27 protein-coding genes and 2 pseudogenes are annotated in these 25,013 nt (G+C 67.2%); 16 read left to right on the forward strand and 13 right to left on the reverse strand.

Annotation, left to right across the window (positions count from 1 at the left end):
- On the reverse strand, positions 1 to 183 hold a 183-nt coding region (locus tag HMPREF0591_RS33925), incomplete at its 3' end, for a hypothetical protein (protein WP_244268901.1).
- 76 nt (positions 184 to 259) lie between these two features.
- Between HMPREF0591_RS33925 and HMPREF0591_RS14725 the strand changes: the two genes are divergently transcribed.
- The 5 genes from HMPREF0591_RS14725 (at position 260) to HMPREF0591_RS14740 (ending at position 4,771) form a co-directional block, all read left to right on the forward strand.
- A complete protein-coding gene (locus HMPREF0591_RS14725) occupies positions 260 to 1,282 on the forward strand; it encodes a phosphatidylserine decarboxylase (protein ID WP_007169380.1) in 1,023 nt (340 codons plus the stop codon).
- Positions 1,283 to 1,384: 102 nt separating this feature from the next.
- Complete coding sequence (locus HMPREF0591_RS14730; RefSeq protein WP_050790061.1) at positions 1,385 to 2,740, forward strand: nitrate/nitrite transporter; 1,356 nt, start codon at positions 1,385 to 1,387, stop codon at positions 2,738 to 2,740.
- 9 nt (positions 2,741 to 2,749) lie between these two features.
- Positions 2,750 to 3,256, forward strand: coding sequence for a DUF421 domain-containing protein (locus HMPREF0591_RS14735; protein ID WP_007169382.1), 507 nt, complete (start codon positions 2,750 to 2,752; stop codon positions 3,254 to 3,256).
- Between the two features lie 429 nt (positions 3,257 to 3,685).
- Positions 3,686 to 3,994, forward strand: coding sequence for an ANTAR domain-containing protein (locus HMPREF0591_RS32365; RefSeq protein ID WP_157137506.1), 309 nt, complete (start codon positions 3,686 to 3,688; stop codon positions 3,992 to 3,994).
- Between the two features lie 81 nt (positions 3,995 to 4,075).
- Complete coding sequence (locus HMPREF0591_RS14740) at positions 4,076 to 4,771, forward strand: DUF4396 domain-containing protein (RefSeq protein WP_007169384.1); 696 nt, start codon at positions 4,076 to 4,078, stop codon at positions 4,769 to 4,771.
- A 25-nt stretch (positions 4,772 to 4,796) separates the two neighbouring features.
- Here the strand turns inward: HMPREF0591_RS14740 and HMPREF0591_RS14745 are convergent, their stop codons facing one another.
- Both HMPREF0591_RS14745 and HMPREF0591_RS14755 read right to left on the reverse strand, forming a co-directional pair.
- Positions 4,797 to 6,002 (reverse strand): amidohydrolase family protein, encoded by a 1,206-nt coding sequence (locus HMPREF0591_RS14745; protein ID WP_007169385.1) that lies wholly within the window; start codon positions 6,000 to 6,002, stop codon positions 4,797 to 4,799.
- 258 nt (positions 6,003 to 6,260) lie between these two features.
- Complete coding sequence (locus HMPREF0591_RS14755) at positions 6,261 to 7,292, reverse strand: hotdog fold thioesterase (protein ID WP_007169387.1); 1,032 nt, start codon at positions 7,290 to 7,292, stop codon at positions 6,261 to 6,263.
- A 72-nt stretch (positions 7,293 to 7,364) separates the two neighbouring features.
- Between HMPREF0591_RS14755 and HMPREF0591_RS14760 the strand changes: the two genes are divergently transcribed.
- Positions 7,365 to 8,222 carry an SDR family NAD(P)-dependent oxidoreductase gene (locus HMPREF0591_RS14760; protein ID WP_007169388.1) on the forward strand — a complete coding sequence of 286 codons (858 nt, stop codon included), beginning with the start codon at positions 7,365 to 7,367 and terminating at the stop codon, positions 8,220 to 8,222.
- Positions 8,223 to 8,303: 81 nt separating this feature from the next.
- Here HMPREF0591_RS14760 and HMPREF0591_RS14765 read toward each other — a convergent pair whose 3' ends face one another.
- From HMPREF0591_RS14765 to HMPREF0591_RS14780, 4 genes are all read right to left on the reverse strand, one after another.
- Positions 8,304 to 9,026 carry a DUF4396 domain-containing protein gene (locus tag HMPREF0591_RS14765; RefSeq protein WP_139093719.1) on the reverse strand — a complete coding sequence of 241 codons (723 nt, stop codon included), beginning with the start codon at positions 9,024 to 9,026 and terminating at the stop codon, positions 8,304 to 8,306.
- 94 nt (positions 9,027 to 9,120) lie between these two features.
- Positions 9,121 to 10,290: an FAD-dependent oxidoreductase gene (locus HMPREF0591_RS14770; protein ID WP_007169390.1), complete on the reverse strand. Its 1,170-nt coding sequence runs from the start codon at positions 10,288 to 10,290 to the stop codon at positions 9,121 to 9,123.
- Between the two features lie 131 nt (positions 10,291 to 10,421).
- Positions 10,422 to 10,838, reverse strand: coding sequence for a putative copper homeostasis (lipo)protein LpqS (gene lpqS, locus HMPREF0591_RS14775; protein ID WP_007169391.1), 417 nt, complete (start codon positions 10,836 to 10,838; stop codon positions 10,422 to 10,424).
- Positions 10,839 to 11,045: 207 nt separating this feature from the next.
- Positions 11,046 to 12,491 carry an aldehyde dehydrogenase gene (locus tag HMPREF0591_RS14780; RefSeq protein WP_007169392.1) on the reverse strand — a complete coding sequence of 482 codons (1,446 nt, stop codon included), beginning with the start codon at positions 12,489 to 12,491 and terminating at the stop codon, positions 11,046 to 11,048.
- A gap of 162 nt (positions 12,492 to 12,653) precedes the next feature.
- Between HMPREF0591_RS14780 and HMPREF0591_RS14785 the strand changes: the two genes are divergently transcribed.
- From HMPREF0591_RS14785 to HMPREF0591_RS14830, 10 genes and pseudogenes are all read left to right on the forward strand, one after another.
- Positions 12,654 to 13,922 carry an aromatic ring-hydroxylating oxygenase subunit alpha gene (locus HMPREF0591_RS14785; protein ID WP_007169393.1) on the forward strand — a complete coding sequence of 423 codons (1,269 nt, stop codon included), beginning with the start codon at positions 12,654 to 12,656 and terminating at the stop codon, positions 13,920 to 13,922.
- Positions 13,919 to 14,254: a hypothetical protein gene (locus HMPREF0591_RS14790; RefSeq protein ID WP_007169394.1), complete on the forward strand. Its 336-nt coding sequence runs from the start codon at positions 13,919 to 13,921 to the stop codon at positions 14,252 to 14,254. Before HMPREF0591_RS14785 ends, HMPREF0591_RS14790 begins: the two co-directional genes overlap by 4 nt.
- Complete coding sequence (locus HMPREF0591_RS14795) at positions 14,251 to 15,513, forward strand: metal-dependent hydrolase family protein (RefSeq protein WP_007169395.1); 1,263 nt, start codon at positions 14,251 to 14,253, stop codon at positions 15,511 to 15,513. Before HMPREF0591_RS14790 ends, HMPREF0591_RS14795 begins: the two co-directional genes overlap by 4 nt.
- On the forward strand, positions 15,497 to 15,949 hold the full coding sequence (locus HMPREF0591_RS14800; RefSeq protein WP_007169396.1) for a MarR family winged helix-turn-helix transcriptional regulator: 453 nt from the start codon (positions 15,497 to 15,499) through the stop codon (positions 15,947 to 15,949). The genes HMPREF0591_RS14795 and HMPREF0591_RS14800 overlap by 17 nt, the downstream gene beginning before the upstream one ends.
- A 114-nt stretch (positions 15,950 to 16,063) precedes the next feature.
- Positions 16,064 to 16,333 (forward strand): annotated as a pseudogene (locus HMPREF0591_RS14805) (2Fe-2S iron-sulfur cluster-binding protein); the annotation flags it as partial.
- An 11-nt stretch (positions 16,334 to 16,344) separates the two neighbouring features.
- A complete protein-coding gene (locus tag HMPREF0591_RS14810) occupies positions 16,345 to 17,088 on the forward strand; it encodes an SDR family NAD(P)-dependent oxidoreductase (RefSeq protein ID WP_007169398.1) in 744 nt (247 codons plus the stop codon).
- Between the two features lie 19 nt (positions 17,089 to 17,107).
- A complete protein-coding gene (locus tag HMPREF0591_RS14815; protein WP_040622562.1) occupies positions 17,108 to 18,376 on the forward strand; it encodes an aromatic ring-hydroxylating oxygenase subunit alpha in 1,269 nt (422 codons plus the stop codon).
- 4 nt (positions 18,377 to 18,380) lie between these two features.
- Complete coding sequence (locus tag HMPREF0591_RS14820) at positions 18,381 to 18,716, forward strand: hypothetical protein (protein WP_007169400.1); 336 nt, start codon at positions 18,381 to 18,383, stop codon at positions 18,714 to 18,716.
- A 43-nt stretch (positions 18,717 to 18,759) separates the two neighbouring features.
- Positions 18,760 to 19,605, forward strand: coding sequence for a TauD/TfdA dioxygenase family protein (locus tag HMPREF0591_RS14825; RefSeq protein WP_007169401.1), 846 nt, complete (start codon positions 18,760 to 18,762; stop codon positions 19,603 to 19,605).
- A gap of 40 nt (positions 19,606 to 19,645) precedes the next feature.
- On the forward strand, positions 19,646 to 20,053 hold the full coding sequence (locus HMPREF0591_RS14830) for a hypothetical protein (protein ID WP_139093720.1): 408 nt from the start codon (positions 19,646 to 19,648) through the stop codon (positions 20,051 to 20,053).
- A gap of 15 nt (positions 20,054 to 20,068) precedes the next feature.
- On the opposite strand, the gene HMPREF0591_RS14835 is transcribed toward HMPREF0591_RS14830, so the two are convergent.
- The 6 genes and pseudogenes from HMPREF0591_RS14835 to HMPREF0591_RS14855 all read right to left on the reverse strand — a co-directional run.
- Positions 20,069 to 21,568 carry a class I adenylate-forming enzyme family protein gene (locus tag HMPREF0591_RS14835; protein WP_007169403.1) on the reverse strand — a complete coding sequence of 500 codons (1,500 nt, stop codon included), beginning with the start codon at positions 21,566 to 21,568 and terminating at the stop codon, positions 20,069 to 20,071.
- Between the two features lie 49 nt (positions 21,569 to 21,617).
- The gene (locus HMPREF0591_RS14840; protein ID WP_007169404.1) at positions 21,618 to 22,553 is read right to left on the reverse strand and encodes an acyl-CoA dehydrogenase family protein; all 936 of its coding nucleotides are present in this window, start codon (positions 22,551 to 22,553) and stop codon (positions 21,618 to 21,620) included.
- Positions 22,550 to 23,716 carry an acyl-CoA dehydrogenase family protein gene (locus tag HMPREF0591_RS14845; RefSeq protein WP_007169405.1) on the reverse strand — a complete coding sequence of 389 codons (1,167 nt, stop codon included), beginning with the start codon at positions 23,714 to 23,716 and terminating at the stop codon, positions 22,550 to 22,552. Before HMPREF0591_RS14845 ends, HMPREF0591_RS14840 begins: the two co-directional genes overlap by 4 nt.
- Positions 23,713 to 24,168, reverse strand: a complete 456-nt coding sequence (locus HMPREF0591_RS34800; protein ID WP_482804945.1) for an acyl-CoA dehydrogenase family protein — start codon at positions 24,166 to 24,168, stop codon at positions 23,713 to 23,715. The genes HMPREF0591_RS14845 and HMPREF0591_RS34800 overlap by 4 nt, the downstream gene beginning before the upstream one ends.
- Before the next feature lie 15 nt (positions 24,169 to 24,183).
- Positions 24,184 to 24,807 (reverse strand): annotated as a pseudogene (locus HMPREF0591_RS34805) (acyl-CoA dehydrogenase family protein); the annotation flags it as partial.
- On the reverse strand, positions 24,804 to 25,013 hold a 210-nt coding region (locus HMPREF0591_RS14855; protein WP_007169407.1), incomplete at its 5' end, for an acyl-CoA dehydrogenase family protein. The gene HMPREF0591_RS14855 and the pseudogene HMPREF0591_RS34805, both read right to left, overlap by 4 nt.

The following is a 25,013-nucleotide window of genomic DNA, read 5'->3' on the forward strand; positions in this document are numbered from 1 at the left end:
CCTGCCGTCACAGCCTTCCCGGTTATCGCGGTTGTTTGTGGGTAAGTCCCGTATACATCCATGTTGACGAACACCCGCGAGAGAGGCCGAATGAGCGATCCCGATGCGATGATCCGTAAGCTGCGCGACGTCGTCGAGAAGGAACAGGGCCTGGCCGATCTGCTCGAGCGCTCCCTGAAACACGCCCGCGAATCGGCGGAGGCCGAGCTGCGGCCGGACTTGTTCGCGGCGCTGGAGTGGCCGACGGACCTGCGTGGTTATGGAGGAGTACCTGAAGCGCTTGGTCAGGTGGGTGCCCCGCCAGTCGGACGCCAAGGCGTGGCAAGAGATCGAACCCGAAGAACGACAGGCCCAAGAGGTCAACGACAGGACGGCACACTTCTTCTTCCTGGTCGATCAGCAGGTCGACGGCGCCGCGCCGCAGGGGTCCAAGGCTTTTCGCGACTGGATGACCGAGTTTTCCCGGCAGTGGGGCAGCTTCCTGGACACCACTGACTCGTTCAGTTCGGAGGTCTTGCAGTCCTTCATCGATTACGCGCCCGAGTACCGGGTGCACGAGTCGCTGATCGACGGGAAGCCCAATATGCCCAGCGGTTGGTTGACGTTCAACCAATTCTTCGGCCGCGAATTGAACGGCGGCCTGCGCCCGATCGCCGAACCCGGCAGCAATGTGGTGGTGACCTCGCCCGCCGATTGCGTTTTCCAGCACGCTTACGCCATCGACGCCGACTCCAACATCCCTCCGGTAACCGTAAAGGGCGTCCACACATTCGGGAACGTCAAGCAGCTCATCGAGGGTAGCGCGTACAGCGAGAGCTTCGGTGGCGGAACTTTCGTGCACTACATGCTGAAACCCAATTCGTATCACCGCTACCACCTCCCGGTCTCGGGCCTGGTGAAGGAGACCTTCCTGATCAGCGGGCAGGTCTTCATGCAGGTGTCGATCGACGGCCACGAGTTCAAGTCCAGCGATAGCGCGACAACCGGTTATGAGTTTTTCCAGAATCGCGGAGTCCTCACCATCGACACGTCGGCCTCGGATTCCGACGACATCGGCGTCGTCGCGGTCATCCCGGTGGGCATGGCGCATGTGTCGTCGGTGGTGCTGACCGCGGTGGAAGGCAAGCAGATGGCGAAGGGGGACGAGTTCGGCTACTTCCAATTTGGTGGCTCGGACATCATTCTCCTTTTCCAGGATGGCGTGGAGCCGCAGATAAACACCGATACGGGCTACCGGCTCTTCGGCACGCCGGCGGCCCGCTGCAAGAGCCGGCTCGCATGAGCGACCGGACGAATTCGCTTTCACAACGGCTTGCTAGGTAAATCACAGCCAATCGTTCGGCGAATGGGGTTTCCGACCGGCGCACCCGGGCACGCGGTGAGCATGGCTCGCTCGCACAACATTCTGGACTGGAATCCCGAAGACACCAAGGCTTGGGAGAACGGCAACAAGGCCGTCGCCCGCCGCAACATGGCGTGGTCGATCGCGACCGACCACGTGGCTTTCGGCGTTTGGTCGTTGTGGTCGGTACTGGTGCTGTTCATGCCCGAATCGGTCTATGGGTTCTCGGCAAGCGACAAGTTTCTGCTCGTCGCCGTCAACACCCTGGTGGGCGCGCTGATGCGCATTCCCTACACGGCCGCGATCGGCATCTTCGGCGGCCGCAACTTCACCGTGGCCTCCACGCTGGTGTTGTTGATACCGACCGCCGGCACGATCGCGCTTTTGGCCAATCCGGGTCTGCCGCTATGGCCATACCTGGTGTGTGCGGCGTTGACGGGTCTGGGCGGCGGCAACTTTTCGGCCTCCATGACCAATGTCAACGCGTTCTATCCCCAGCGGCTCAAGGGGTGGGCGCTGGGGCTCAACGCGGGCGGCGGGAACATCGGTGTGCCGGTGGTCCAGCTGGTCGGCCTGCTCGTGATAGCGGTGGCCGGCCACCGCCAGCCGTACTGGGTGTCCGGGCTCTACATGGTGCTGTTGACGGCGACCGGCATCGGCGCATTCATGTTCATGGACAACATCAAAGGGTATCGGGTCAATTTCGCCGCCATGCGGAAGATGATCAAGGAGCGCGACTCCTGGCTCCTCTCCCTGCTCTACGTCGGCACCTTCGGATCCTTCATCGGATTCTCCTTCGCACTGAGCCAGGTGCTGCACATGAAGTTCACCGAAGCGGGGCAAAGCTCCGCGCAGGCTTCGCTTCATGCGGCCCAAATCGCCTTCGTGGGACCGCTGTTGGGGTCGCTGGCACGGGTTTACGGCGGCAAGCTCGCCGACCGGGTCGGTGGCGGCCGGGTGACGCTGGCTGTCTTCGGCGGCATGAGCCTTGCGGCGGGTGTGCTCGTCTTCGCCAGTACGCTGGAGGACAACAATGGCGGGCGCCTCACCACCACATCGATCGTCGGTTACGCCGTCGGCTTCGTCTGTCTGTTCATTCTCTCCGGTGTCGGCAACGGATCGATCTACAAGATGATCCCGTCGGTGTTCGAGGCGCGCAGCCGGTCGCTCGACCTCAGGGACGACGACCGCAGGCAGTGGTCGAAAAACGTTGGGGGAGCGATGGTCGGGTTCGCCGACTCGGTCGGCGCGTTCGGTGGCTTCGCCATCGACATCGCGTTGCGGCAGTCCTACTTGACCGCTCGCACCGAGACGCCGGCGCTGTGGATCTTCCTGGGGTGCTACATCGGCTTCGCGGTTCTGACCTGGGCCACGTATGTGCGCACCAGCAAAGAGTAAACTCGGGTGATGAACGGCCTGTTATTCGAGCTGTACAACGGGTGGCGTCCGGCGCTGTATGCGGCCGTCAAGGCGTTGGCCCTGTTCCTCACCGCCGCAGCGGCTTTCCGGCTGACGCTGCGGCGCACCATCGCCGAATTCACGCCATTCGATTGGATAACCGCGGTTGCGGTGGGTGCCATCGTCGGTCGCACCGCCACGGCAGCGGGCACCTCGTGGCTGACCGGAGCCGCCGCGCTGATCACGTTGATCGCCGCGCACGACATCGTCGCGCGCTTGCGGTTCATTCCGTGGGTGCGAAGGATCGTCGACCCGCCGGTGCGGGTGCTCATCCGCGACGGTCAACTCGATGAGCGAAATTTGCTGCGGTGCAGGCTGACTCACGAGGACATGGATGCCATCTTGCGCCAGCATGGTCACCGGACGCCCGCCGACGTCCAACTCGCGTTGTTCGAGACCAAGGGTGTGGTCTCGGTCTTCGGTAATCGCGACAGCCCGCGGGGGCCGGCTTCCTAGGGGTGGCGAGAGTCTTGTGCACAAAGTCGTGATTCGTTGCCCGGCCGATAAATTCGCTGCGGGTGACTTCACAAAACCAGCTGCTTCAGCTCACGGACATGGTGGGGCGCCTCGAGCAGGAGGCGCCCACCGATGAATGCGCGACGTTGGATGATCTGGTAGCACCGCTGCGGAAGCGGTGCCCCGAGCCCAATACGCGGGTCTGGCGATCACGGGCAGGCGGCACCTCGAAACACCGCCGACGACGGGTCGGTACCCGCTGCTGTTGGGCGAGATCCAGTGGGCGGTCGGTGAAGGGCGGTGCCTATCGGCTGCGAGGGGGGACAGCAAGCGATTCGGACCGATGACCTCGCCGCCGAGGCCCGCTGGCCGATTCGGCCGACGCCGATCCGTGCTGTGCCGTCGTTTGGCTGTTTGCCTTCAAGCGTTGTGGGAACACTGGATCTGCATGCAGATTACGCTCATGCGTTTGATCACGAGTCACAAGAAGTGGGGCTCACCGTTGCGACCCATGTCGCGCTGGCTTGCGGAACAGGGCAGCGCCACAGGCAGTTCCGTAACGCGCTGACGTCCCCTGACCTCACGGGGCAGGCCGAGGGCATGCTGATGGAGCGAGTCGGCGTCGAAGCCGGTGCGGCGGTCGAGTTGATCAAGCTGCTCTTCGAGCAACGGAAGACGCCGGCCGCTGACGTCGCCGAACGCGTGGCTCGCGGACGGCGTCCGGCGCGAAACCGCTGAACGACAGGAAGGCTTACCAATGGACGCATCTACGCATCTGCGCCGTGGGTGGCGGCCCGTCGACCCGCAGGGCCGGTTCTGATGGGCCCACCAACCTGGTTGACGGTCATCTCATGGGTCGCCTTGGCGGTGGGGTTCGGCACGGCGGGGGTGATCCTCCTGGACATCTACGGCCGCGGCTACCGGCAACGGATGGGCATCATGGAGGCCGTCTGGCCGGTCACCGCCCTCTACTTCGGGCCCGTGGCGTTGTGGATGTACTGGCGTTACGGTCGTCCGAACAGCCAGCGATGGCTGCGTGAGCACGAGCGCGACGGGCCACCGGACAAGCCGAACTGGGCCACCACGGCCATCGGGGTCAGCCACTGCGGCGCGGGCTGCACGCTCGGCGACATCATCGCCGAATTTGCCGTGTTCGCATTGGGATTGGAGCTGCTGGGCCGCGCCCTGTTGCCCGAGTTCATCGGCGACTATGTCGCCGCGCTGACGCTGGGCATCTTGTTTCAGTACTTTGCGATCGCCCCGATGCGGGGTCTGGGCTTGCGCAAAGGCCTCGTGGAGGCGGCCAAGGCCGACGTCCTGTCCCTGACGGCGTTCGAAGTCGGGCTCTTCGGCTGGATGGCCGTGATGTCCTTCGTTCTCTTTCCGTCCTCGCCGCTGCACCCGAACACGGCGGCCTACTGGTTTCTGATGCAGGTGGGAATGATCATCGGATTCGCGACGGCGTGGCCGGCGAACGTCTGGCTGATCCGTCGAGGCATCAAGGAGGCCATGTAGCCGCCGGATGTGAGCCCTTCGTCCCTCAGGCGGAGACGGGTTTCTTCGCCGGCGCGGACACCTTCATCAGCTTCATCAGGTTGCCGCCCATGATCTTGGCGATGTCCGCCTCGTCGAAGTCGGTGAGCTCGTCGACGAAGGAGATCGGGTCCTTCAGGCCCTCGGGGTGCGGCCAGTCGGAGCCGAAGAGCACCCGGTCGGTGCCCACCATCTTGACGATCTCGGTGAATCGGTCTTCCCAGAACGGGGTGATGTAGACGCAGCGTTTGAACGCCTCGATGGGGTCCTCGCTGAACGACTGCGGCATCTTCTTGTAGACACCCTTGAGGCCCTTGAACAGGTCGGGCACCCAGTCGGCGCCGTTCTCGATCGACAGGATCCGCAGCTCCGGATTGCGGGACAGCGCGCCGTGGCACACCAGCGCCCCCATCGCGTCCAGGATCGGCCGGTGGCCCATCGCGAAGCTGCGGAATGGGGTCGGCTTGAACGGCAGGAACTCGTCGCCGGGCTCCCACACGTTCGCGAACTCGGAGTAGCCGCTGTCCGAGGCGTGCATCGAGACCGGGAGTTCGGCCTTGACGCAGGCCTGCCAGAACGGGTCGAACTCCGGGAGGCCGAACGAGCGGCTGCCCTTGAAGCCGGGCACCGGCGCCGGGCGGACCAGCACGGTGCGGGCGCCGCGCTCCAGGACCCATTCGAGTTCCTCGAGCGCGCGCTCGACGATCGGCAGGGTGATCACCGGGGTGGCGAAAATGCGGTCCTGGTAATTGAACGACCACTGCTCGTACATCCACTGGTTCAGCGCGTGGATGACGTCGTGGGTCATCTCCGGGTCGTCCTTCATGCGCTCCTCGACCAGGCTGGCCAGGGTCGGGAACATCAGGGCGTAGTCGATGCCGAGCTCGTCCATGACCTCGAGCCGCGCGCCCGGTTCGCGGAAGGCGGGGATGGCCTTCATCGGCTCGCCCAGGATCTCGCGGTAGCTCTTGCCCTGCGCGCCGTTGCGGAAGTAGTCCTCCTGGGCGCCGGGGCGGGCCACCACCTCGAACGTGGGGTTGGGGATGTACTCGCTGATGTGGCCGCGCACCACGATCTTGGTGCGGCCGCGCACCTGCACGTAGTCGATGACGTTCTTGCGGTTATCGGGCAGGAACTTGGTCAGCGCCTCCTGCGGCTCGTACATGTGGTTGTCCGCGTCGAAGACGGGAAAGGAAAGTTCGCGCGACGGCATGGCGATCTCCTCGTGAGAAATCTGGGGTTCTCGATAGGTGGTAATGACGTTACCACTTCGGACCGGTCGCGTGTAGCGGCTCAGCGGCTCGGCCGGCTCGCTCGAACGTCACGCTGGCGTGCCGTTCGGCGGCGACCGCCACGCTGGCGTGACGTTCGGTGGCGACGGCCACGCTGGCGTGACGTTCGGTGGCGACGGCCACGCTGGCGTGACGTTCGGTGGCGACGGCCACGCTGGCGTGACGTTCGTGGTCGCCGGCTACGCGTCCGGCCAGTTGGGCAGCTTCGGCGTCGGCCCGTCGATGACCGCGAAATTCACGGTCGCCGTAGCGACGAGTTCGTCGTCGGCTTCGCCGTAGATGTCGACCTGCATGACCATCGCCCGTCGCCCGGACCGCAGCATCCGGGGGACTGCGAAGGCCGAACCCTGCCGGATCGGGCGCAGGTAGCGAATGAAGAGATCCGCGGTCGTCATCGTGGTGCCCGGCCGCAGGTGGTCCAGGCCGAACTGCCCGCCCGCCACGTCGACGAGCGTCGCGATCAGACCACCCTGCAGGGCGCCGGAGGTGTTGACGACGGCCGGGCTCACCGGCATCGTCATCGCGAATTCGCCGCCGCGCATTCCCGGTCGCATGCCGATCTGGGCGAACAGCTCGGCCAGCGACGGCGCGCTCGCTTGTTCGTCGCTGTCGCGGATGCCCAGGGCGCGGCTGCAGAAGTCGTAAAGCTGGCCGACGTCGACGGGCGCTCCGTTCAATTCCGTTCCCAGCCAATGCAATCGCTGCGCGCCCATCACCGTCTGCATGACGATGGCGGCGGCCGCCCCGACGTCCAGCCCCGGGTTGAAGACACCCTCCGTGATGCCCTGACCCACGATGTCGCGAAGCAGCCGGTGCAAGGGCGAAAGCACCCGGGCGTAGTCGCGGGGACGCGTCTCGGCCAAATGCTGGTTGTAGAGCGTCAACGCGCGGTTGAGGCTGTCCTGGGTGCTCGACTCGGGTTGCCGGCTGATGCGGTCGATCACCAGCTTCAGCGCCGCGGTGCTGTCCAGCCCGTCGGTCTCCGCGCGCCAGGTCTGCACCGACTGGGCGATGGTCCGGTCGAACAGCGCCAGCAGCAATTCGTCCTTGCTGCTGAAATGCTGGTAGAAGGCACGCAGCGACGTCTTGGAGCGGGCGACGACCTCTTGGACGGTGAAGTCGGTGCGCCCGGTTTCTCCCAGGATCCCGACGGCCGTCTTGATGAAGCGGTCGCCGCGCGTCACTTCGACGTCGTCGCCAAGGTCGGTCATCAGCGCTTCGTCCCCTTTCGCGGCGCCCGGCGCGCGCTATGAGAATGAGGTTACCGCGCTTAGGCTGCTGCAATGGCAGCGAGCGTGTCCGGAAAGGTCGCCTTCGTCACCGGCGGCGCGTCCGGCATCGGCGCGGCTCTGGCCGCCGAGCTGGCCGGCCGGGGCGCCGAGGTCTGGATCGCCGATCGGCAGATCGGCCCCGCGCGGGAGTTCGCACAACGCCTCAGTGGCCGCGGCGGTAAGGCGCACGCGATCGAGCTGGACGTGCGCGACTACCCGGCGTTCGAGCGCGCCATCGCCGAGGCGGTGCAGCACTCCGGACGGATCGACTACCTGTTCAACAATGCCGGCATCGGCGTCGCCGGTGAGGTCGACAGATACACGCTCGACGACTGGAACGACGTCTTCGACGTGAACCTGCGCGGCGTCGTGCACGGCATCCAGGCGGCGTATCCGATCATGATCCGTCAACACTCCGGGCATATCGTGAACACCGCCTCGATGGCCGGTCTCATGACAACCGCCGGCCAGGCAAGCTATACCGCCGCAAAGCACGCCGTGGTCGCGCTCTCGAGGACGTTGCGTCTGGAGGCCGAGCGCCACGGGGTGCGGGTCTCGGTGCTCTGCCCCGGCGTCATCCGGACCCCGATCCTCACCGGCGGCAAGTACGGACGGACCGATCTGGCCGGCATCAGCGACAAGGACATCCTCGAGATGTGGGAGCGGCTACACCCGATGGCGCCCGAGAAATTTGCCGAGCGCGCGCTTCGTGCCGTGTTGCGTGACGACGCGATCATCGTGGTGCCCGCGTGGTGGAAGGCGTTTTGGTACCTCGAGCGGCTCTCGCCGGCGTTGTCGATGCGAGCGGCCAAAGCGATGCTCAGGCACGCTCGTGGAATGGAGCAGGCCTCGGCGCCTTCGGCGGGTTGACGACGGCTTCCGGACGCCGGGGCCTGTCCTCGGTGTTGGGGAAACGACTGCGCCCGCAACGCCTTTCGAGGCCGCCAGCGGCTAGTGCGCCGCCTCCACCCGCGCGGGACGGGTGATCGACGCGGACTCCGCCTTGGTCGCCTCCTTGGCAAGCAGCCACCACACCATCGGGTAGGCGGTGGCGAACCCGAGCCACATGCCGCCCCACATGACGAGCCAGAACGCCATCGATGCCGGAGAGTAACCCAACACGAACGCGACGAGCAGCATGGAGGCTCCCATGCCCACGTCGAACGCGACGATCGCGAGAACCGAGATTCGCGACGCCGCCCACAGCCGCCGGCGCACGGACTGGTCCCGGCCGGTCAGCGCCAGCGAGTGATACTCGAAGGCGATCAACAGCGGGAGCGCAAAAGCGGCAATCAGCAACATCATCGGCCACACGCCCTGACCGGCGATCGTCATCCCGGTCCACATCACCAACGGCATGGCGATCATGTGGCCGACGAACGAGACCGCGCCACCCGGAATCGTCTGCACGGCCGCCGTCGCCGCCAGGCCCGGTCCTTCCACGCTCCCGAATTCGTGCTGCCAGCGTGGGGTCGCCGGCCTGCCCCAGCGGTGGTAGGCCCACCACGCCAGCGGACCGGCGTAGATGGCGGTGATCGGCCAGACCGCCTCCATAGCGCGCAGTGGCTGCCGATAACCGCGCGCGTAGATATCCGCGAGGATGGCTCCGGCCACGAGCACGCCGAGTCCGGTCACAATCCACGCCAAGAGCGTCACCCATCCGGGTGCGGGCATAGTCATCATGGTTTTTGGGTCCTTTCGGTGTTCGACGGGAAGCTGAATCCCGTTGCGATGCTGTAGTTTCGGACTTTGCCGTCCGCGTGTCGGTTCAGGCGACGCCCTGGCGGGCGTGCAGGGCGTCGGCCAGTTGGGCAACCTCGTCGGCGCAGCCCCACGAGAGGGTGACGCCCGCACCGCCGTGCCCGTAGTTGTGCACGATCCGGCTGCCCGGTTCGAGCTGCAGCCGCACACCGCCTTCACGGAATGGCCGCAGCCCGACCCGAACGGGGTCCACCGCGTCCAGGTGGGCCTCACGCAGGCTCGGCAGGAACCGCCTGCAGCGGTCCAGCATCTCCCGCAGCGGCGCATAGTCGTCGAGGCTGAGGTCGGTGCCGTACTCCCCGGGCTCCACCAGGCCGCCCAGCAACAGCCGGTTGGCCCCGCGGGGCACGATGAAGACCATGTCCTGGTTGTCGGTGCCCGCATCGTTGGCGACCGCGTGGGCGGCGGTCACGCGCGCCATGTGACTGCCGTCGTTGACCGCGCGGAGGAGCGCACCCCGGTGCGGCACCACGGTTGGGTCGTCGGCCAGCTCACGCGCTCCCAGACCCGAGCAGTTGACGATCAGCTCGACCCCGAACTCGGCCAGCAGCTCGTCCTCCTGCTCGGCGAGCGCCCCGCGCACGGTGCGCCGGACGACGGTGATGCCGGCCGCCTCGGCCTGGCGGGCCAGCCACGCCAGGTACCAGTCGGTGTCGATCGTGGGTGCCAGGTAGGAATAGGCGTCCACCACCCCGGCGTCGGGGCTGACGCCGTGGGCGGCGATGAGTTCGGGGTCGCGGACGAACCCGGGTACGAACCGTTCGACCTCGGTCATCTTCGCCAGCTCGGCAGGATCCTCATCGACCGGGCGAGTGAAGTAGAACACCGCCGGGCGCAGGCTCACCCCGGTTCGCGGGTCGGCGGCGAGCCGGGCGAAGCGAATGTAGGAGTACTGGGCCCACTCCGCGGAACGGCCCAGGACCGATTGGTCATGGTGGCGGCCGCACACCGATGGCGGCCATTCCCATAGCGCGCCGGCCACCGTCGACACCGTGTCGACGCCGAAGCGATCGGCGGCCACGACGACACGCCAGCCCCGGCGGGCCAGCACCAGCGCGGTGGTCCACCCGCTGACCCCGGCCCCGATCACCAGAGCGCTCGGCCGATCCAGGCGCGCCGTCATGACCGCGCCTCCCGCCGGATCGCGAAAGCGGCTCTGCCGGAACGGTTTCGACATGCAGGTAGGAAAAAACTCATGTATCTTCTCGTTTCTCGATGTGAACGCCGTAGCGATTCGCCTGCGGCGATGAATGCGGACAGCGGCAACCGGCCGACGGGGAAAACCCGCGACGGCCTGACGCTGACCGATCAGATCCGAGCGATACAGAAGCGGGTCAAGAGATTTCGACCCCAGCGAAACGCGAACCCTGCGGTTCGCGGCGGGGCCCGCGGTGCCCGAAGCACCGGGCCGGCCAGTGAACCGGCCAACGCGATCGCCGCGACGACGATGTCGAGCGCCACCAGATCGGCTGTGGAGCCTGCCTGCGCCACATGCTTGCAGACCTGGTCCAGCGGCGAGCACGAGTCGGCGCCGGCCGGTGCGAGGTGAGCCCGCGTGGCCAGGCCCTGGCCGGTGGCCGCCGCCGGGTGCGACGGCAGCCCGGGGGCCGAGGTGGCCGCGTGGGGCGGGTGGCATCCCGCGGCGAGCCCGACCGCCCAGAAAAGGGCCAGGACTGCGGTGGTGTAGCGCAGCCACTGGCTCCTCTGGGCGGTCTGCAGGCGCATAGCAGTGGCGATGCTATCACCCCCCGGGGGTATATGCCACGCAGGCCTGCGGTGCGTTACCTGCGATCTTGCCAGCCGTGAATCAGCTTGTCGCCAGGTTATTTTCAGGGATGATTCAAATATCCGCGCGATCGCGGAGACAGATTCATACGCTTACGGGGTATGCCTGCATCGATAACCGGTCCCCACCCCGGAGCGGGTGACGGTCTAGGGTGAAACCGCGATCGACTTGGTTTCGAGGTAGCTGTCGATGCCTTCGGGACCCAGTTCGCGGCCGTAGCCGCTGCCCTTGACGCCGCCGAAGGGCGCGAACGGGTCCATGGTGTAGCCCTGATTGACGCCGAGGGTGCCGCTGCGAACCCGCGCCGCGATCGACAGGGCCCGGTCGGTGTCGGCGGTCCACACCGCTCCGGCCAGGCCGTAGTCGGAGTCGTTGGCCATCGCCACCGCATCGTCGTCGTCGCGGTACGGGATGACGGTGAGCACGGGGCCGAAGATCTCTTCGCGCGCGATGCGCATGGCGTTGTCGGCGGACGCGAACAGGGTGGGCGTCACGTACCAGCCGCGGTCGAGTCCGTCGGGCATCTCGGTCCCGCCGGTGACAAGCCGTGCGCCTTCGTCCCGGCCGAGCCGGATGTAATCGCGAACGCGATGCTGTTGCCTGCGGGACACCAGCGGACCCAGCTGGGTGCCGGGATCGCTGGGATCGCCGACTCGCAGTGCGGTTATCTCGGCGGCGAGAGCGTCGACGTACTCGTCGTGGCGGTGGTGGGGGACCAGCACGCGGGTCAACGCGTTGCAGATCTGACCGCTGTTCGACAGGCTTGCCGATCGCACGCCGGCCGCGACCGATTCGGGCGCGGCGTCGTCGAGGACGATGGCGGCCGATTTGCCGCCGAGTTCGAGGCTGACCTTCGTCAGGTTGGCCGCGCACGCGGTCGCCACCGCGCGGCCCGCGGCCGTCGACCCGGTGAACGAGACTTTGTCCACTCCAGGGTGGGATACCAGGAGTCCGCCGACGGCGCTGTCGCCGGGCAGCACGTTGACCACGCCCCGCGGTAGCTCGATCTCATCGATCATCTCCGCCAAAAGCAATGCGTCCAAGGGTGATTCGGGTGCGGGCTTGAGTATCACGGTGCAGCCGGCCAGCAGCGCGGGCACCAGTTTGGTGGCGATGAGAAATTGGGGCATGTTCCACGGCACGATCGCCGCGACGACCCCGACGGGTTCCTTGCGGACGTGCACATCGGCGCCGAAGAACCCGCGGCGGGTCTCCGTCCAGGTGTGCCGTTCGGCGAGGTCACAAAATGCGCGCATCATCATCGCGGGCAAGCCGACTTGGGCGCGCTGGGCGAAGGCGATCGGAGCGCCGATCTCGGCCGTGATCACGCCGGCCATCTCCGCGCGCCGCCGGTCGTAGACGTCGGCGAGTCGCCGGACGGCCGCGATCCGTTCGGCGGGGTCGGCCTTGCCCCACGGCCCCGAGTCGAGGGCCGCCCGCGCGGCGCCGACGGCTGCTTCGACGTCGGCCGGCCCCGCGGCGGCGACCTCGGCGATGGGCTCCTCGGTGTGCGGGGAGATGACTTCGAACGCGTCCGCGTGCGCCAGCACGCACCGCCCCGGAGCGATCCGCAACCCAAGGTCTTGCTCCATCGAGGACTCCCGTCGGCAATATCAACTACTTGCGATTATGCGGTCGAGCATATACCGTCGGCCCCGACGGGACCCCACGAGATCGGTGAAACCGGTGGCCGCCCGGCGATTCCCGAAAGGCCGGCCGGCCGTTGGCCCCGGTGAGATCGGATAGGAGCGATCATGGCTCGATTCCCCAAGCCGCCGGAGGGTAGCTGGACGCAGCATTACCCGGAGCTGGGAACCGGACCGGTCTCGTACGAGGATTCCATCAGCCCGGAAATCCACGAGTTGGAACGTGAGGCGATCTTCAAGCGCGCCTGGCTCAACGTCGGGCGCGTGGAGCGACTTCCGCGTACCGGCAGCTACTTCACCAAGGAGCTCAAGGCGGTCAACACCTCGATCATTCTGGTGCGCACGAAATCCGGGGAGATCAAGGCGTATCACAACGTCTGCCGCCACCGCGGGAACAAACTGGTGTGGAACGACATGCCGCTCGAGGAGACCAGCGGGGTATGCCGGCAATTCACCTGCAAGTACCACGCCTGGCGGTACGACTTGGACGGCAACCTGACGTTCGTGCAGCAGGAGGAGGAGTTCTTCGATCTCGACAAGGGCCGCTACGGGTTGGTGCCGGTGCACTGCGATGTGTGGGAAGGGTTCATCTTCGTCAACTTCGCCAAGAACCCCGAACAGTCGTTGCGGGAATTTCTGGGGCCGATGATCACCGCGCTCGAGGGATATCCGTTCGACAAGATGACCTCGCGGTGGTGCTATCGCTCGGAGGTCAGGGCGAACTGGAAGCTCTACATGGATGCGTTCCAGGAGTTCTACCACGCGCCGGTGCTGCACGCGAACCAATCGCCCGCGGCGTACTCGAAGGCGGCCGCGGAGGCGGGTTTCGAGGCCCCGCATTACCGATTGGAAGGCCCGCACCGGTTGGTCAGCACATCGGGTGTGCGGGCGTGGGAGATGTCGGCGGAGATGCGCAAGCCGATCGAGGACATCTGCCAGAGCGGGTTGTTCGGGCCTTGGGACAAGCCGGAGCTGGGGGAGCTGCCGTCCGGGCTCAACCCGGCGAAATGCGATCCGTGGGGCCTGGATTCGTTCCAGCTGTTTCCCAACTTCGTGATGCTGTTCTGGGGTCAGGGCTGGTATCTGACCTACCACTACTGGCCGACCTCGTATAACTCCCACATTTTCGAGGGGACGCTGTACTTCCCGCAGCCGCGCACTCCGCGTGAGCGCGTAGCCCAGGAACTCGCGGCCGTCTCGTTCAAGGAATACGGCCTGCAGGACGCCAATACGCTCGAGGCCACGCAGAGCATGATCGAATCCCAGGTTCTCGACAGGTTCCTGCTCTGCGACCAGGAGATCTTGATCCGGCATCTGCACAAGGAGACCGCGGCATGGATCGAGGACTACCGCCGCAACTCCACGGCGGGGGTGTGACCCCGATGTCCATGCTGCCAAGGGAATTCGCCGACCTGGAACAATTCTCCGAGTGGTGTCTGCCGACTGAACCGGAGCGTTACGCCAAGAGGCTGACGAGCACCATGGTGGAGATGAAGGCCTTCTACGACGCGATCACACCCCGGGCGGAAGAGGCCCTTGCGTACTGTGACAAGTTCTCCCTCGACGACTTGCCGGATGACGTGCTGAATCTCATGCACCTGCTGTATTCGATGATCATGGTGTCGTTTCCGGTGGAGTGCTGGAAGCAGCCCCGGGTGCCCGACTCCGGTGCGTCCACCCTGGATTGCGTGTCCGAGCCCGTTCCATGACCACCGTCCTGCGGGCGGCGCGCTGGGGCGACGTGGTCGACGGCCGGGTCCGCTCGCCGGCCGCGGTGGTGGTCGAGGGCGAACGCATCACCGCGATCAATCCCGAAGGCGGCGTTCCGGATTCGGCCACGGTCGTCGACCTGGGCGACGTGACGCTGTTGCCGGGCCTGATGGATATGGAACTCAACCTGCTGATCGGCGGACCCGGTGGGCCCGAGGGTCTCCCGTCGCCGATGCACGGCGTCCAGGACGACCCGGCGTATCGCACGCTGCGGGGGGCCGTCAACGCGCGCACCACACTGGAGGCGGGCTTCACCACCGTGCGCAATCTGGGCCTGATGGTCAAGACGGGCGGGTACCTGCTCGACGTTGCGCTGCAGCGCGCCATCGACCAGGGCTGGCACGCCGGGCCCCGCATCTATCCCGCCGGTCATGCCGTCACCCCCTACGGGGGGCACCTGGATCCGACGGTGTTCCAGCGGCTGGCGCCCGGCATCATGCCGCTGTCGGTCGCGGAGGGCATCGCCAACGGCGTCCCGGACGTGATCGCCTGTGTCCGTTACCAGATCCGCCACGGCGCCAAGCTGATCAAGGTGTCGGCTTCCGGTGGGGTCATGTCCCACAGCACCGCCCCGGGCGCCCAGCAATACTCCGACGCCGAGTTCGCCGCGATCGCCGACGAAGCCCACCGCGCCGGGGTGCGGGTGGCCGCGCACGCCGTCGGGGACACCGCGATCCGGGCGTGCATCCGGGCGGGAATCGACTGCATCGAACACGGCTTCCTGGCGAGCGACGACACGATCCAGATGATGGCCGACCACGGCACCTTCCTGGTCTCCACCACGTACTTGACCGAGGCGATGGCGGTCGACCGGATCGCGCCGGAGCTGCGCAAGAAGGCCGAAGAGGTGTTCCCCCGGGCGAAAGCCATGCTGCCGAAGGCAATTGCCGCCGGGGTGCGGATCGCGTGCGGCACCGACGCGCCGGCGATCCCGCATGGGGACAACGCCAAGGAGCTTGCCGCGCTGGTGCGGCGCGGGATGACACCGATGCAAGCGATCCGGGCCGCGACGGTGGTGGCCGCCGAGCTCATCGACGCCGACGCCGAGCTGGGCCGGCTGGCGCCGGGCTACCTCGCCGACATCATCGCCGTGCCGGGCGACCCCTCGCGCGACATCGATGCCACCCTCGAGGTGTCGTTCGTGATGAAGAACGGCGAGATCTTCAAGCAGGAGGGCCGCGATGGAACTCACCGATAACCTTCTGTGGCTGCTCAAGCAGGCGTTCTATTACTCGCTGACCACGATCAACGACGCGATGCGCGTACACGGTGTCAGCACCGCCCAGATCGGCGTGCTACGCCAACTCGCCAACGAGCCCGGCCTTTCCGGTGCCGAACTCGCCCGACGCCTGTTGATCAGCCCGCAGGGGGTTCAGCTCGCGCTCACCGCCCTGGAACGTCGCGGCCTGGTGGAAAGGAAGCGAGACCCCCGGCATGGGCGGATTCTGCAGGCCTATCTGACGGGGGAGGGGCGCAGCGTGGCGGCAACGGTCGTCAACGACGCGATCGCCGCGCACGAGAAGGTGTTCGGTGTCCTCACCGCGCAGGAACAGCAGACACTGCGTGAACTGCTCGGTCGTGTGGTCGAAAAGGGCACGGGTCACGAGCTTTTCAACGATCACGTCGAGAATTGAGGGTGAATCTCTAGTACTTGATATTAATGACAAGTAGTTGATATCCTTGGGAAGATGTCAGAACCCACCGCGACCACCGGGGCGGAGTCGCCTGAGCACGATGGGGCCGTGACGCAGGAAGTGACCATAGAGCTGGATCGGCGCACCATCACGGTGTCCTACAGCGCGGGCGACACGTTGCTGCAGACCGCCCGCATGGCGGGGCTGGCCGCACCATATTCCTGTGAAACAGGTTCCTGCGCAACCTGTATGGCGCGGCTGACCCAAGGCAGCGCCCGGATGCTCAACAACGACGCGCTCGACGAGGACGAGGTCGGCGACGGTTGGGTGCTGACCTGCCAGGCGCTGCCGACGAGCCGCGCGGTGCGCGTGGTCTACGAGTGAATGGAGAGCCGATGAGCCGGGTAGCCGTCGTGACGGGCGGGGCCTCGGGCATGGGCGAAGCCACCTGCCATGAGCTGGGCCGCCGCGGGCACAAGGTCGCGGTCCTCGACGTCGATGAGCCAGCGGCGCAACGTGTCACCGAGGACTTGCGGGCCGAGGGCGTCACGGCGATCGGCGTGGGTGCCGATGTGACCGACAGGCCGGCCCTCGAGCAGGCCTTCGCCAAGGTCCGCAGCGAATTGGGCGCGGTGACGGTGTTGGTGACCAGTGCCGGGCTCTTCGATTTCGCGGCCTTCGCCGACATCACCACCGAGTCCTGGTCGCGCATCGTCGAGGTCAACCTGACCGGCACCTTCCATTGTTGCCAAATCGCGCTCCCGGACATGGTCGACGCCCACTGGGGCAGGATCGTGATGATCTCGTCGTCGAGCGCTCAGCGCGGTTCGCCCTTCGCCGCCCACTACGCCGCCTCCAAGGGCGGGGTGATCACCTTGACGAAGTCGCTTGCGCGCGAGTACGCGGTGCACGGAATCACGGTCAACAACATTCCGCCGTCGGGAATCGAGACGCCGATGCAGCATCGGGGTCAGGCCGCGGGCTATCTGCCGTCGAACGAGCAGATCGCCGCCAACATTCCGCTGGGCCACCTGGGCACCGGGGCGGACGTGGCCGCGGCGGTGGGCTTCTTGTGCTCGGAGGAGGCCAGGTTCATCACCGGTCAGGTCTTGGGCGTCAACGGCGGTGCGGTGCTGTGACGCCGGGCAGGAGGTTGAGATGACGCGATCGGGCAGGCCCGCGGAGGGCTCCTGGACCGAGCACCATCCGGAGCTGGGCACCGGCCCGGTGTCGTTCGGCGACTCCACCTCGCCGGAGTTCTACGAACTCGAACGCGAGGCGATCTTCAAGCGCGCCTGGCTCAACGTCGCCAGGGTCGAGGAATTGCCCCGCGTCGGCAGCTACCTCACCAAAGAGATCGAGGTGGTCGGAAGCTCGGTCATCCTGGTGAAGGGCCGGGACGAACGCATCCGCGCCTTCTACAACGTCTGTCGTCACCGGGGAAACAAGCTGGTGTGGAACGACTTTCCCGCCGAGGAGACCCGGGGCACGTGCCGGCAGTTCACCTGCAAGTACCACGGGTGGCGCTACGACCTCGAGGGCGCCTTGACGTTCGTGCAGCAGCAGGCGGAATTCTTCGATCTCGACCCGTCCGAGTATGGACTGCGGCCCGTCCACTGTGACGTCTGGAACGGGTTCGTGTTCATCAACTTCGACACCCAACCGCGGCAGAGCCTGCGGGAATTCCTGGGACCCATGGTCACCGGCCTCGACGACTACCCCTTCGGCAAGTTGACCGAGCGCTACGCGTGGGTGGCGCACAACAACAGCAACTGGAAGATCTTCGCCGACGCCTTCCAGGAGTACTACCATGTGCCTTCCCTGCACCCGCAACAAGTGCCACCGGACGTCCGCGATCCCAACGCCGGATTCACCTGTGGGCACTTCCAGCTCGACGGCCCCCACCGGCTGGTGTCGACAGCCGGCCGGCGGCGCTGGCTACTGCCGCCGGAGTACATGTATCCGATCGAGCGGGCCACCCAGAGCGGGCTGGTCGGCCCGTGGCGCACACCGGATATCGGTGCGCTACCGCCCGGCCTCAACCCGGGCGGCATCGAGCCCTGGGGCATCAGCAATTTCCAGATCTTTCCCAACATCGAGATATTGATCTACGGCGGCTGGTACCTGCTGTACCGGTATTGGCCCACCTCACACAACACGCATCGCTTCGAGGCGTACACGTATTTTCACCCCGCCCGCAGCGTGCGCGAACGCATCGAACACGAAGTGGCGTCGGTCGTGCTCAAGGAGTTCGCGCTGCAGGACGCGGGAATGCTCGGTGGCACGCAGGCCGCCCTCGAATACGGGATCGTCGACGAGTTTCCCCTCAACGACCAGGAAATCCTGGTACGTCACCTGCACAAGGTCGTCGCCGACTGGGTCGACGCCTACCGGCGCGAACGCGCCCCCGAACCGGCGGGAGCGTGACCCGATGTCGGAAGCCATGCTGCCCACCGCGTTCGCCGAACTGGAAAGCTATGCCCACACGTGGTGTCTGGCAACCGAAACCGAGCGCTGGAACGCCCGGGTCGCCAGCACGATGCCCGAGATGCACCAGTTTTACGATGCGTTCTTCCCGCGGCTCGAAGAGGCGATCGACTACTGCGACAAGTTCCCGCTCGACGAGCTGCCTGACGACGCCCTCAACCTCTTGCACATGATCTATTCGTTGATCATGGTCGCGATGGCGGTGGAGATCATGCACCAACCGGCTCCCGTCAACGCCGCCGACGCGGTCATGATCCGCACCGTCGAGCCGACGCCGTGACGAGGTCGTCCACCCCATTGACGGCATTCAGGAAGGACGGACCATGAGTCTGCTCACCATCACCAAGCTGACCGCGTCGGTCGGCGCGGAAGTCACCGGCCTCGACCCGGGCCGCCTGGGCCCCGGCGACCCGACGGGCCAGGCCGTGCTGGATGCGTTGGAGGACAACGGGGTTCTGGTATTCCGCGGGCTGCGGCTCGCCCCTGAGGCCCAGGTCGATTTCTGTCGTCTACTGGGCGAGGTCGATCACTCCGCCGACGGCCATCATCCGGTCGCCGGCATCTATCCGATCTCGCTGAACCCGGCCAAGAACTCCTCGGCGGAAATCCTTAAGGCCACGTTCGACTGGCACATCGATGGTTGTACCCCGCTCGACGACGAGTGCCCGCAGAAGGCCACCGTGTTGTCGGCCGTGCGGGTGGCCGAGTGGGGCGGCGAAACCGAATTCGCGAACTCCTACGCCGCCTACGACGAACTGACCGACGAGGAGAAGGAGCGCTTCGGGTCGCTCCGGGTCGTGCACTCCCTCGAGGCCTCTCAGCGGCGCGCCCACCCCGACGCCGGCCCGGAGCAGGTGGCCCGCTGGCGGTCCCGGCGCACCCATGAACACCCGCTGGTGTGGACGCACCGCAGCGGCCGCAAGTCGTTGGTGCTGGGCGCCTCGGCCGACTACGTGGTGGGCATGGACCTCGACGAGGGCCGGGCGCTGCTTCAGGATCTGCTCGAGCGCGCCACCGGACCGGACAAGGTGTACAGCCACGAATGGTCGGTGGGGGACACCGTCATCTGGGACAACCGCGGGGTGCTTCACCGCGCGGCCCCCTACGACCCGGCCTCGCAGCGCGAGATGCTGCGCACGACCGTGCTCGGCGACGAGCCGATCCGATAAAGCGGTCCGCCGATCGGGCCCGGTGTGGCACGGTTGGCATGTGTGGAGAAACGCGCCGCTTGCCACCGCAACCGTGCTCGGTGTCGGGACCGTCTTGTTCGTGGCGCCGGTCGCCGCCGACCCGGACAACTACGTGGCCTTCCTGTCCCCGTCGCGCAACATCAGCTGCGAGATCGACTACCAGCGCCGCGGCATCCCCGACTCGGCGTTCTGCTTCAGCATCTCGCCGCCGCAGTCGGTGACTATGGATCCCGCCGGGGTCCTGTCGCGCTGCGCCGGGGAGGGCTGCCTGGCCAACCCGCCGGAGGGCACCCCGACCCTCGGCTACGGCGAGGCGAGGAGCGCCGGCCCGTTCACCTGCCGGTCGGAGACCGCGGGCGTGACGTGCACCGTCGTCTCGGGTCGGGGGTTCACGATCTCCAACAGCGGAATCACCGAGGTCGGCTGAGCCGTCCGGCCCCCCTCAGCCGCCGCGGGCCTCGATCATCGCCGAGCGATTGACCTTGGTCGCCGCGGTGCGGGGAATCGCGTCGACGAACTCCACGGTCTTGGGCGCCTTATAGTGGGCCAGCCGGCTTTTCGCGTACTCGACCACGTCGTCTTCGGTGAGCGCCGCGGCCTCGGCGAGCTGCACCACCGCGTGCACCCGGCGGCCCCATTGCGGGTCGGCCAAGCCGATGACGACGACGTCGGCGATGCCGGGGTGGCCCGCCAGGGCCGATTCCACTTCCGCGGGAAAGACGTTCGCGCCGCCGGTGACGATCATGTCGACGCGGCGGTCGACGATGTAGAGGTAGCCGTCCTCGTCCAGGTAGCCGATGTCGCCGGCGGAGCGAAAGCCGTCGTCGGTCGACGGCAACGGTGCGGCGCCACCGACATAGCGGGATCCCGCGCTCATCGGTGCGCGCAGATAGATCTCGCCGTGCTCCCCGGGGCCAAGCCGTCTCGTGCCGGCGTCGAGAATCCGCACCTCCGTTTCCCGGAAACCGCGGCCGACGCTGCCCGGGTGCGCGAGCCACTCGTCGCCGCGCAGGGCGGTGAGCCCAAGGTTTTCCGTCATGCCGTATGCCGACACGATCTGTTCCGGGCTCAAGAGTTCGAACCAGGTGTGCATGAGCGACGGCGGCATCACGGCGGCGCCCTGCAGGATGAACACGATGCTGGACAGGTCGCGCCGCCGGACGTCCGGCCGGGCGGCGATGCGCGCCAGCATTGTGGGCGTGGCCGTGAAGTTGGTGACCCGGAAGCGTTCGATGACATCCAAAGCCAGTGCGGCGTCGAATTTTTCGAGTATCACCAAATGGTCGCCCGCCAGCAGGAAGAAGAAGGTGGCGAAGCCGTTGGTGTGGTACATCGGCGCGGGCACCATGATGGTCTGCGGCGCAGCGACGGGCGTCCAGTTCGACAGGAACGGCTCGCCGTGCTGGGGAGTCCACAGCGACGGCGCCAGGCTGAGGATCACTTTCGGCACGCCGGTCGACCCGCTGCTGCAGATGCCGTTGACGTTGGGGGAGACGGCCTCGGGCAGGGCGTCGGCGGGCTCGCCCGCCGCCTGCTCCTCGAGCCGCCAGCGGCTCGCCTCGTCGACGACGACGACGGGATCGATCACCTCGCGTACTCTGTCGCGCTCCCACTCGGGCAGGTCCCAGTGCATGGGGACGGGAACGGCGCCGATCTTCCAGCATCCCAGCGTGGCGAGCACCAGGTGCACCGAGTTGGGGATCGCCAGCGCGACGAGGGAACCGATTTCGGCGCCGTTGGCGGCCAACGCCCGGCCCCATTGGTTGGCGCGGGCGTCGAGCTCACCGAATGTCAGGGACTGCGCGGTGCCGTCCAGGGCGACGACGGTCACCCCGAGGTCGTCCGGACGCTGCTCGGCGAGCTCGTGGAGCTTGGCCCCGAACGGGATTCCGTCCGCCAACGGATTGGCCGCCACCTCGGCCGATGCCGGCTCGGTGCTCATGTGCGCCGCTCCTCCCCATCGCTTCGTTCTGCATCGTCGGCGGCGCGCCTCACGCCGGTACCGGTCCGCTGAACAGGGTCTCCAGCGAACCGTCCGGGACGCCGGGGATCAGCCGCAAGGCGAGCGCCTCGCTGCCCAGGGGCAGGCGGATCAGGGGCTGGGTGTGGCGGTCGAGCACGCTGATGTCGGACTCATCGCAGAAGCCCAGGGCGCCGAGCAGTTGGTGTGCGGTCCGCAGCACCTGCCGCGCGGTGTCGGAGGCCTTGAGCCGCAGCACGAGTGCGTCCGCCGAACGAATCGCCGTCGGCAGGGATTCTGGACGGCAGACGGTGAACTTCGCCAATTCGTGCAGTCCGCGCACCGCGACGGCGGCCTCGGCGACGGCGAACCTGACGGCCTGGAAATCCGCGAGCGGCTTACCGAATTGGATGCGGGCGCGCACGTGATCGGTCACGATCCGCAGTGCCTGCTGCACCGATCCCAGAATCCGCCATGATCCCAGCACGAGATGAAGATTAACGTCGCCGGCCGGGATGCTTCCGTCGGGTGGGCCGAGGGAAGCGGGCACCAGGAACGGCCCGAGTTTGGCGGCGGTGCGCGACGCCGGCTCTGGGTGGTAGCGGTTGCCGTCCACGTCGGCGGCGATCCAGTCCCCGGGCAGGTCGCCGTGGTCGATGCGCGGCGCCTCGGGGTTGACCAGGGCGAGGCGGGCGCCCTCGATGGCGAGCAGCTCTTCGACCAGGGGGTAGGGCAGCGCGGTGGCGCCGGCGGCCCGGCACAGCACGGCCGCGGCCAACAGGTCCTCGGGCGCCGACCGGACATCGAGCTCGAACGCGCCGACCTCGCGCAGGGCGGTGCGCGCGGCGTCGCGGACGCCGTCGTCGGTTTCGGCGCGCAACGCCGCCTGCGGCCCGCCCAGCCGGGCCAGCCGCTTGGCCGCGACCGCGGCGAAATCGCTGATGTCTTGCGGCAATTCGGTTTTCACCGGTGTTCTCCCAACACGTCCCGGGCCACCAACATCTTCTGCACTTCGATGGTGCCCGATGCCACGGTGGCCGCCTGTGCGTAACGCCAATGGTCTTCGATCGCCCCGTGCAGGGCGGCCCCGGTGCCGCTGTCCAGCGCGATCGGTCCCAGCACGTCGAAGAGCAATTCGGCGACCTGCTGGTCGCATGTCGTGGTGGCGATGCGGGCCGCGCTCGCCGCCGCGCCGGCCGCCGGGTCGTCCTGCAGCGACACCGCGCGATAGGCCAGCAGGCGGGCCACCCGCAGATCGACGAGCGCCCGCACCCAGCGCGAGCGAAGCGATTCCGGCAGCGCGTCCCAATCGTCGCCGAGCAGGACGCGCATCCGTTCGAGCAGCGACTCGCACCGCGCGTACCGGGCGATGCCCACCCGCTCGAACGCCAGCGCCTCGCGCATGACGCGCCAGCCGTCGCCGACCTCGCCGAGGACGTCGCCGGGGAACGCCTGCACGTCGTCGAGGAACATCTCGTTCAGGTGATGCGGTCCCAGCATGGACCCGATGGGCCGCACGGTGAATCCCGGCCGGTCCATCGGAATCAGAAAAAGGGTGAGCCGCTTGGGTTTTGGGGCTTCGGGGTCGGTGCACGCCGCCAGCACACACCAGGACGCCATCAGCGCATACGACGTCCACACCTTCTGCCCGGTGATGCGCCAACCCTGACCGTCCGGGCCGTCCGGTACGGCGCGGGTGCGCAGCGAGGCCAGGTCGGTGCCGGCCTCCGGCTCGGAAAAGCCCTGACACCAGATCACGTCGCCGGCGGCGATGGCCGCCAGGTGCTTGGCCTTCTGCTCGGCCGTTCCGTAACGCATGAGCGCCGGGCCCACCCAATTGATGCCCATGTACTGGGGCCCGCGCGGCTCGTGCTGAGCCCACATCTCCTCGCGCAGCACCGTCTGTTGCCACACCGAACCCCCGCCCCCGCCATGCTCTTTCGGCCAGGCGAGCGCGAGCAGTCCCTCGGCGGCCAGGAGCTTGCAGAAGGTCTCCGTGGTGGCGAGATCGCGCGGGTTCTCGGTGCAGGCGCCCAGGAAGTCGGCGGGGATGTGATTGGACACCAGCTCGCGCAGGTGGTTTCGCAGTTGAGCGGCGTCGTCGCCGAGGTCGTAATCCATCGTCGTCATCCCTTCGGCAGCCCGAGCAGCCGCTCGGCGATGATGTTGCGCTGGACCTCCGATGTCCCGCCGTAGATGGTCGCGGCCAGCGCGTCCTGGCGTTCGAAAAGCAGATCCGGGTCTCCAGCCGACCGCGGTCCCGCGGCGGCGGCGGAGAGCTCCCACACGCGTTGCAGTGTGATCGATCCCAGCAGCTTCATGGTGTCCGCTTCCGGGCTGGGCCGGCCCGCGAGTTCGTTGCCCAGGGCGCGATACCCGGTGGCCCGCAGCGCTTCCGCGTCGGCGAGCAGGGAGCCGAGTTCGGCGTAGACGTCCGCGTCGGCGCTGCCCTGCAGGGACGCGAGCCCGCGCTTGATCTCGACCCAGTTCATGATCCAGATCATCTGGCGCTCGTGCTGCAGGGAGGACAAGGCGACGTTCCACCCGCCGTGCAGCGGGCCCAACAGGTTTTCCGCGGGCACCTCGACGTCGTCGAGGAAGACCTCGCAGAACGTCTCGTCGGAGATCGACGCCATCCGGATGGGCTCGATCCGCACGCCCGGCGAGTGCAGGTCGAGGATGACGCAGGAGATGCCCCGGTGCTTCGGCGCCGCCGGGTCGGTGCGGGCGTACAGGGTGCACCACCGCGATTCGTGGGCCTGGGTGGTCCAGATCTTGTGACCGTTGACCAGGAACACGTCTCCGTCGCGTTCGGCGCGCGTGCGCAGGCCGGCGAAATCCGACCCGGCTTCCGGCTCGGACATGCCCAGGGCCCACCATTCGTCGCCGCGCAGCAGCGGAACCAGCAGGCGGTCGATCTGGGCCGGGGTGCCGAATTGGCGGATCCCGGGGCCGGCGACGTTGGGACCGGCGATGTTGGGCAGCTTCGGCGCCGACCGCAGCGCCGCCTCGATCCTGACCTCCATCGCGTCCCGCAGGCCCAGCGATCGGCCGCCGTGCTCACGCGGCCATGTCGGCTGTATCCACCCGGCCTCGAAGGCGGCCCGCTGGTAATCACGCCGCAACGCCAGATCCCAGCGGTACCGGCGGTAGTCGGCGTAGTAGTCCGAGGGCAGGAAGTCGGCCAGCCAGGACGCGAATTCCGCTGTGGGCGAGCTCATTTGGCCCCTCCCGCGAAGCGGCGGCCGACCTCGTGGTAGAGCGCGCGGCTGTCCCCAAGCATCGCCGCCGCCTGCCACGCGTGCCGGACGTAAAGGTGGGCGTCGTGTTCCCAGGTCTGCCCCAGCGCGCCGTGCACCTGCACCGCGGTACGCGCGCAGGCGGTCGCCGCGTCCCCGGCCGCCGCCTTCGCCAGGGCCGCGGCGGT

Source organism: Mycobacterium parascrofulaceum ATCC BAA-614 (assembly GCF_000164135.1).
Taxonomy (GTDB): domain Bacteria; phylum Actinomycetota; class Actinomycetes; order Mycobacteriales; family Mycobacteriaceae; genus Mycobacterium; species Mycobacterium parascrofulaceum.

What these genes read in the sequence shown, in the direction of transcription:
- HMPREF0591_RS14800 (WP_007169396.1), top strand. Translation starts at nt 15,497, where the DNA reads ATGGAACTCACCGATAACCTTCTGTGGCTGCTCAAGCAGGCGTTCTAT.
- HMPREF0591_RS14740 (WP_007169384.1), top strand. Translation starts at nt 4,076, where the DNA reads ATGGGCCCACCAACCTGGTTGACGGTCATCTCATGGGTCGCCTTGGCG.
- HMPREF0591_RS14760 (WP_007169388.1), top strand. Translation starts at nt 7,365, where the DNA reads ATGGCAGCGAGCGTGTCCGGAAAGGTCGCCTTCGTCACCGGCGGCGCG.
- HMPREF0591_RS14745 (WP_007169385.1), bottom strand. Translation starts at nt 6,002, where the DNA reads ATGCCGTCGCGCGAACTTTCCTTTCCCGTCTTCGACGCGGACAACCAC.
- HMPREF0591_RS14725 (WP_007169380.1), top strand. Translation starts at nt 260, where the DNA reads ATGGAGGAGTACCTGAAGCGCTTGGTCAGGTGGGTGCCCCGCCAGTCG.
- HMPREF0591_RS14795 (WP_007169395.1), top strand. Translation starts at nt 14,251, where the DNA reads ATGACCACCGTCCTGCGGGCGGCGCGCTGGGGCGACGTGGTCGACGGC.
- HMPREF0591_RS14825 (WP_007169401.1), top strand. Translation starts at nt 18,760, where the DNA reads ATGAGTCTGCTCACCATCACCAAGCTGACCGCGTCGGTCGGCGCGGAA.
- HMPREF0591_RS14780 (WP_007169392.1), bottom strand. Translation starts at nt 12,491, where the DNA reads ATGGAGCAAGACCTTGGGTTGCGGATCGCTCCGGGGCGGTGCGTGCTG.
- lpqS (WP_007169391.1), bottom strand. Translation starts at nt 10,838, where the DNA reads ATGCGCCTGCAGACCGCCCAGAGGAGCCAGTGGCTGCGCTACACCACC.
- HMPREF0591_RS14820 (WP_007169400.1), top strand. Translation starts at nt 18,381, where the DNA reads ATGTCGGAAGCCATGCTGCCCACCGCGTTCGCCGAACTGGAAAGCTAT.
- HMPREF0591_RS14835 (WP_007169403.1), bottom strand. Translation starts at nt 21,568, where the DNA reads ATGAGCACCGAGCCGGCATCGGCCGAGGTGGCGGCCAATCCGTTGGCG.
- HMPREF0591_RS14785 (WP_007169393.1), top strand. Translation starts at nt 12,654, where the DNA reads ATGGCTCGATTCCCCAAGCCGCCGGAGGGTAGCTGGACGCAGCATTAC.
- HMPREF0591_RS14765 (WP_139093719.1), bottom strand. Translation starts at nt 9,026, where the DNA reads ATGCCCGCACCCGGATGGGTGACGCTCTTGGCGTGGATTGTGACCGGA.
- HMPREF0591_RS14845 (WP_007169405.1), bottom strand. Translation starts at nt 23,716, where the DNA reads ATGACGACGATGGATTACGACCTCGGCGACGACGCCGCTCAACTGCGA.
- HMPREF0591_RS14755 (WP_007169387.1), bottom strand. Translation starts at nt 7,292, where the DNA reads ATGACCGACCTTGGCGACGACGTCGAAGTGACGCGCGGCGACCGCTTC.
- HMPREF0591_RS14735 (WP_007169382.1), top strand. Translation starts at nt 2,750, where the DNA reads ATGAACGGCCTGTTATTCGAGCTGTACAACGGGTGGCGTCCGGCGCTG.
- HMPREF0591_RS14815 (WP_040622562.1), top strand. Translation starts at nt 17,108, where the DNA reads ATGACGCGATCGGGCAGGCCCGCGGAGGGCTCCTGGACCGAGCACCAT.
- HMPREF0591_RS14810 (WP_007169398.1), top strand. Translation starts at nt 16,345, where the DNA reads ATGAGCCGGGTAGCCGTCGTGACGGGCGGGGCCTCGGGCATGGGCGAA.
- HMPREF0591_RS14770 (WP_007169390.1), bottom strand. Translation starts at nt 10,290, where the DNA reads ATGTCGAAACCGTTCCGGCAGAGCCGCTTTCGCGATCCGGCGGGAGGC.
- HMPREF0591_RS14730 (WP_050790061.1), top strand. Translation starts at nt 1,385, where the DNA reads ATGGCTCGCTCGCACAACATTCTGGACTGGAATCCCGAAGACACCAAG.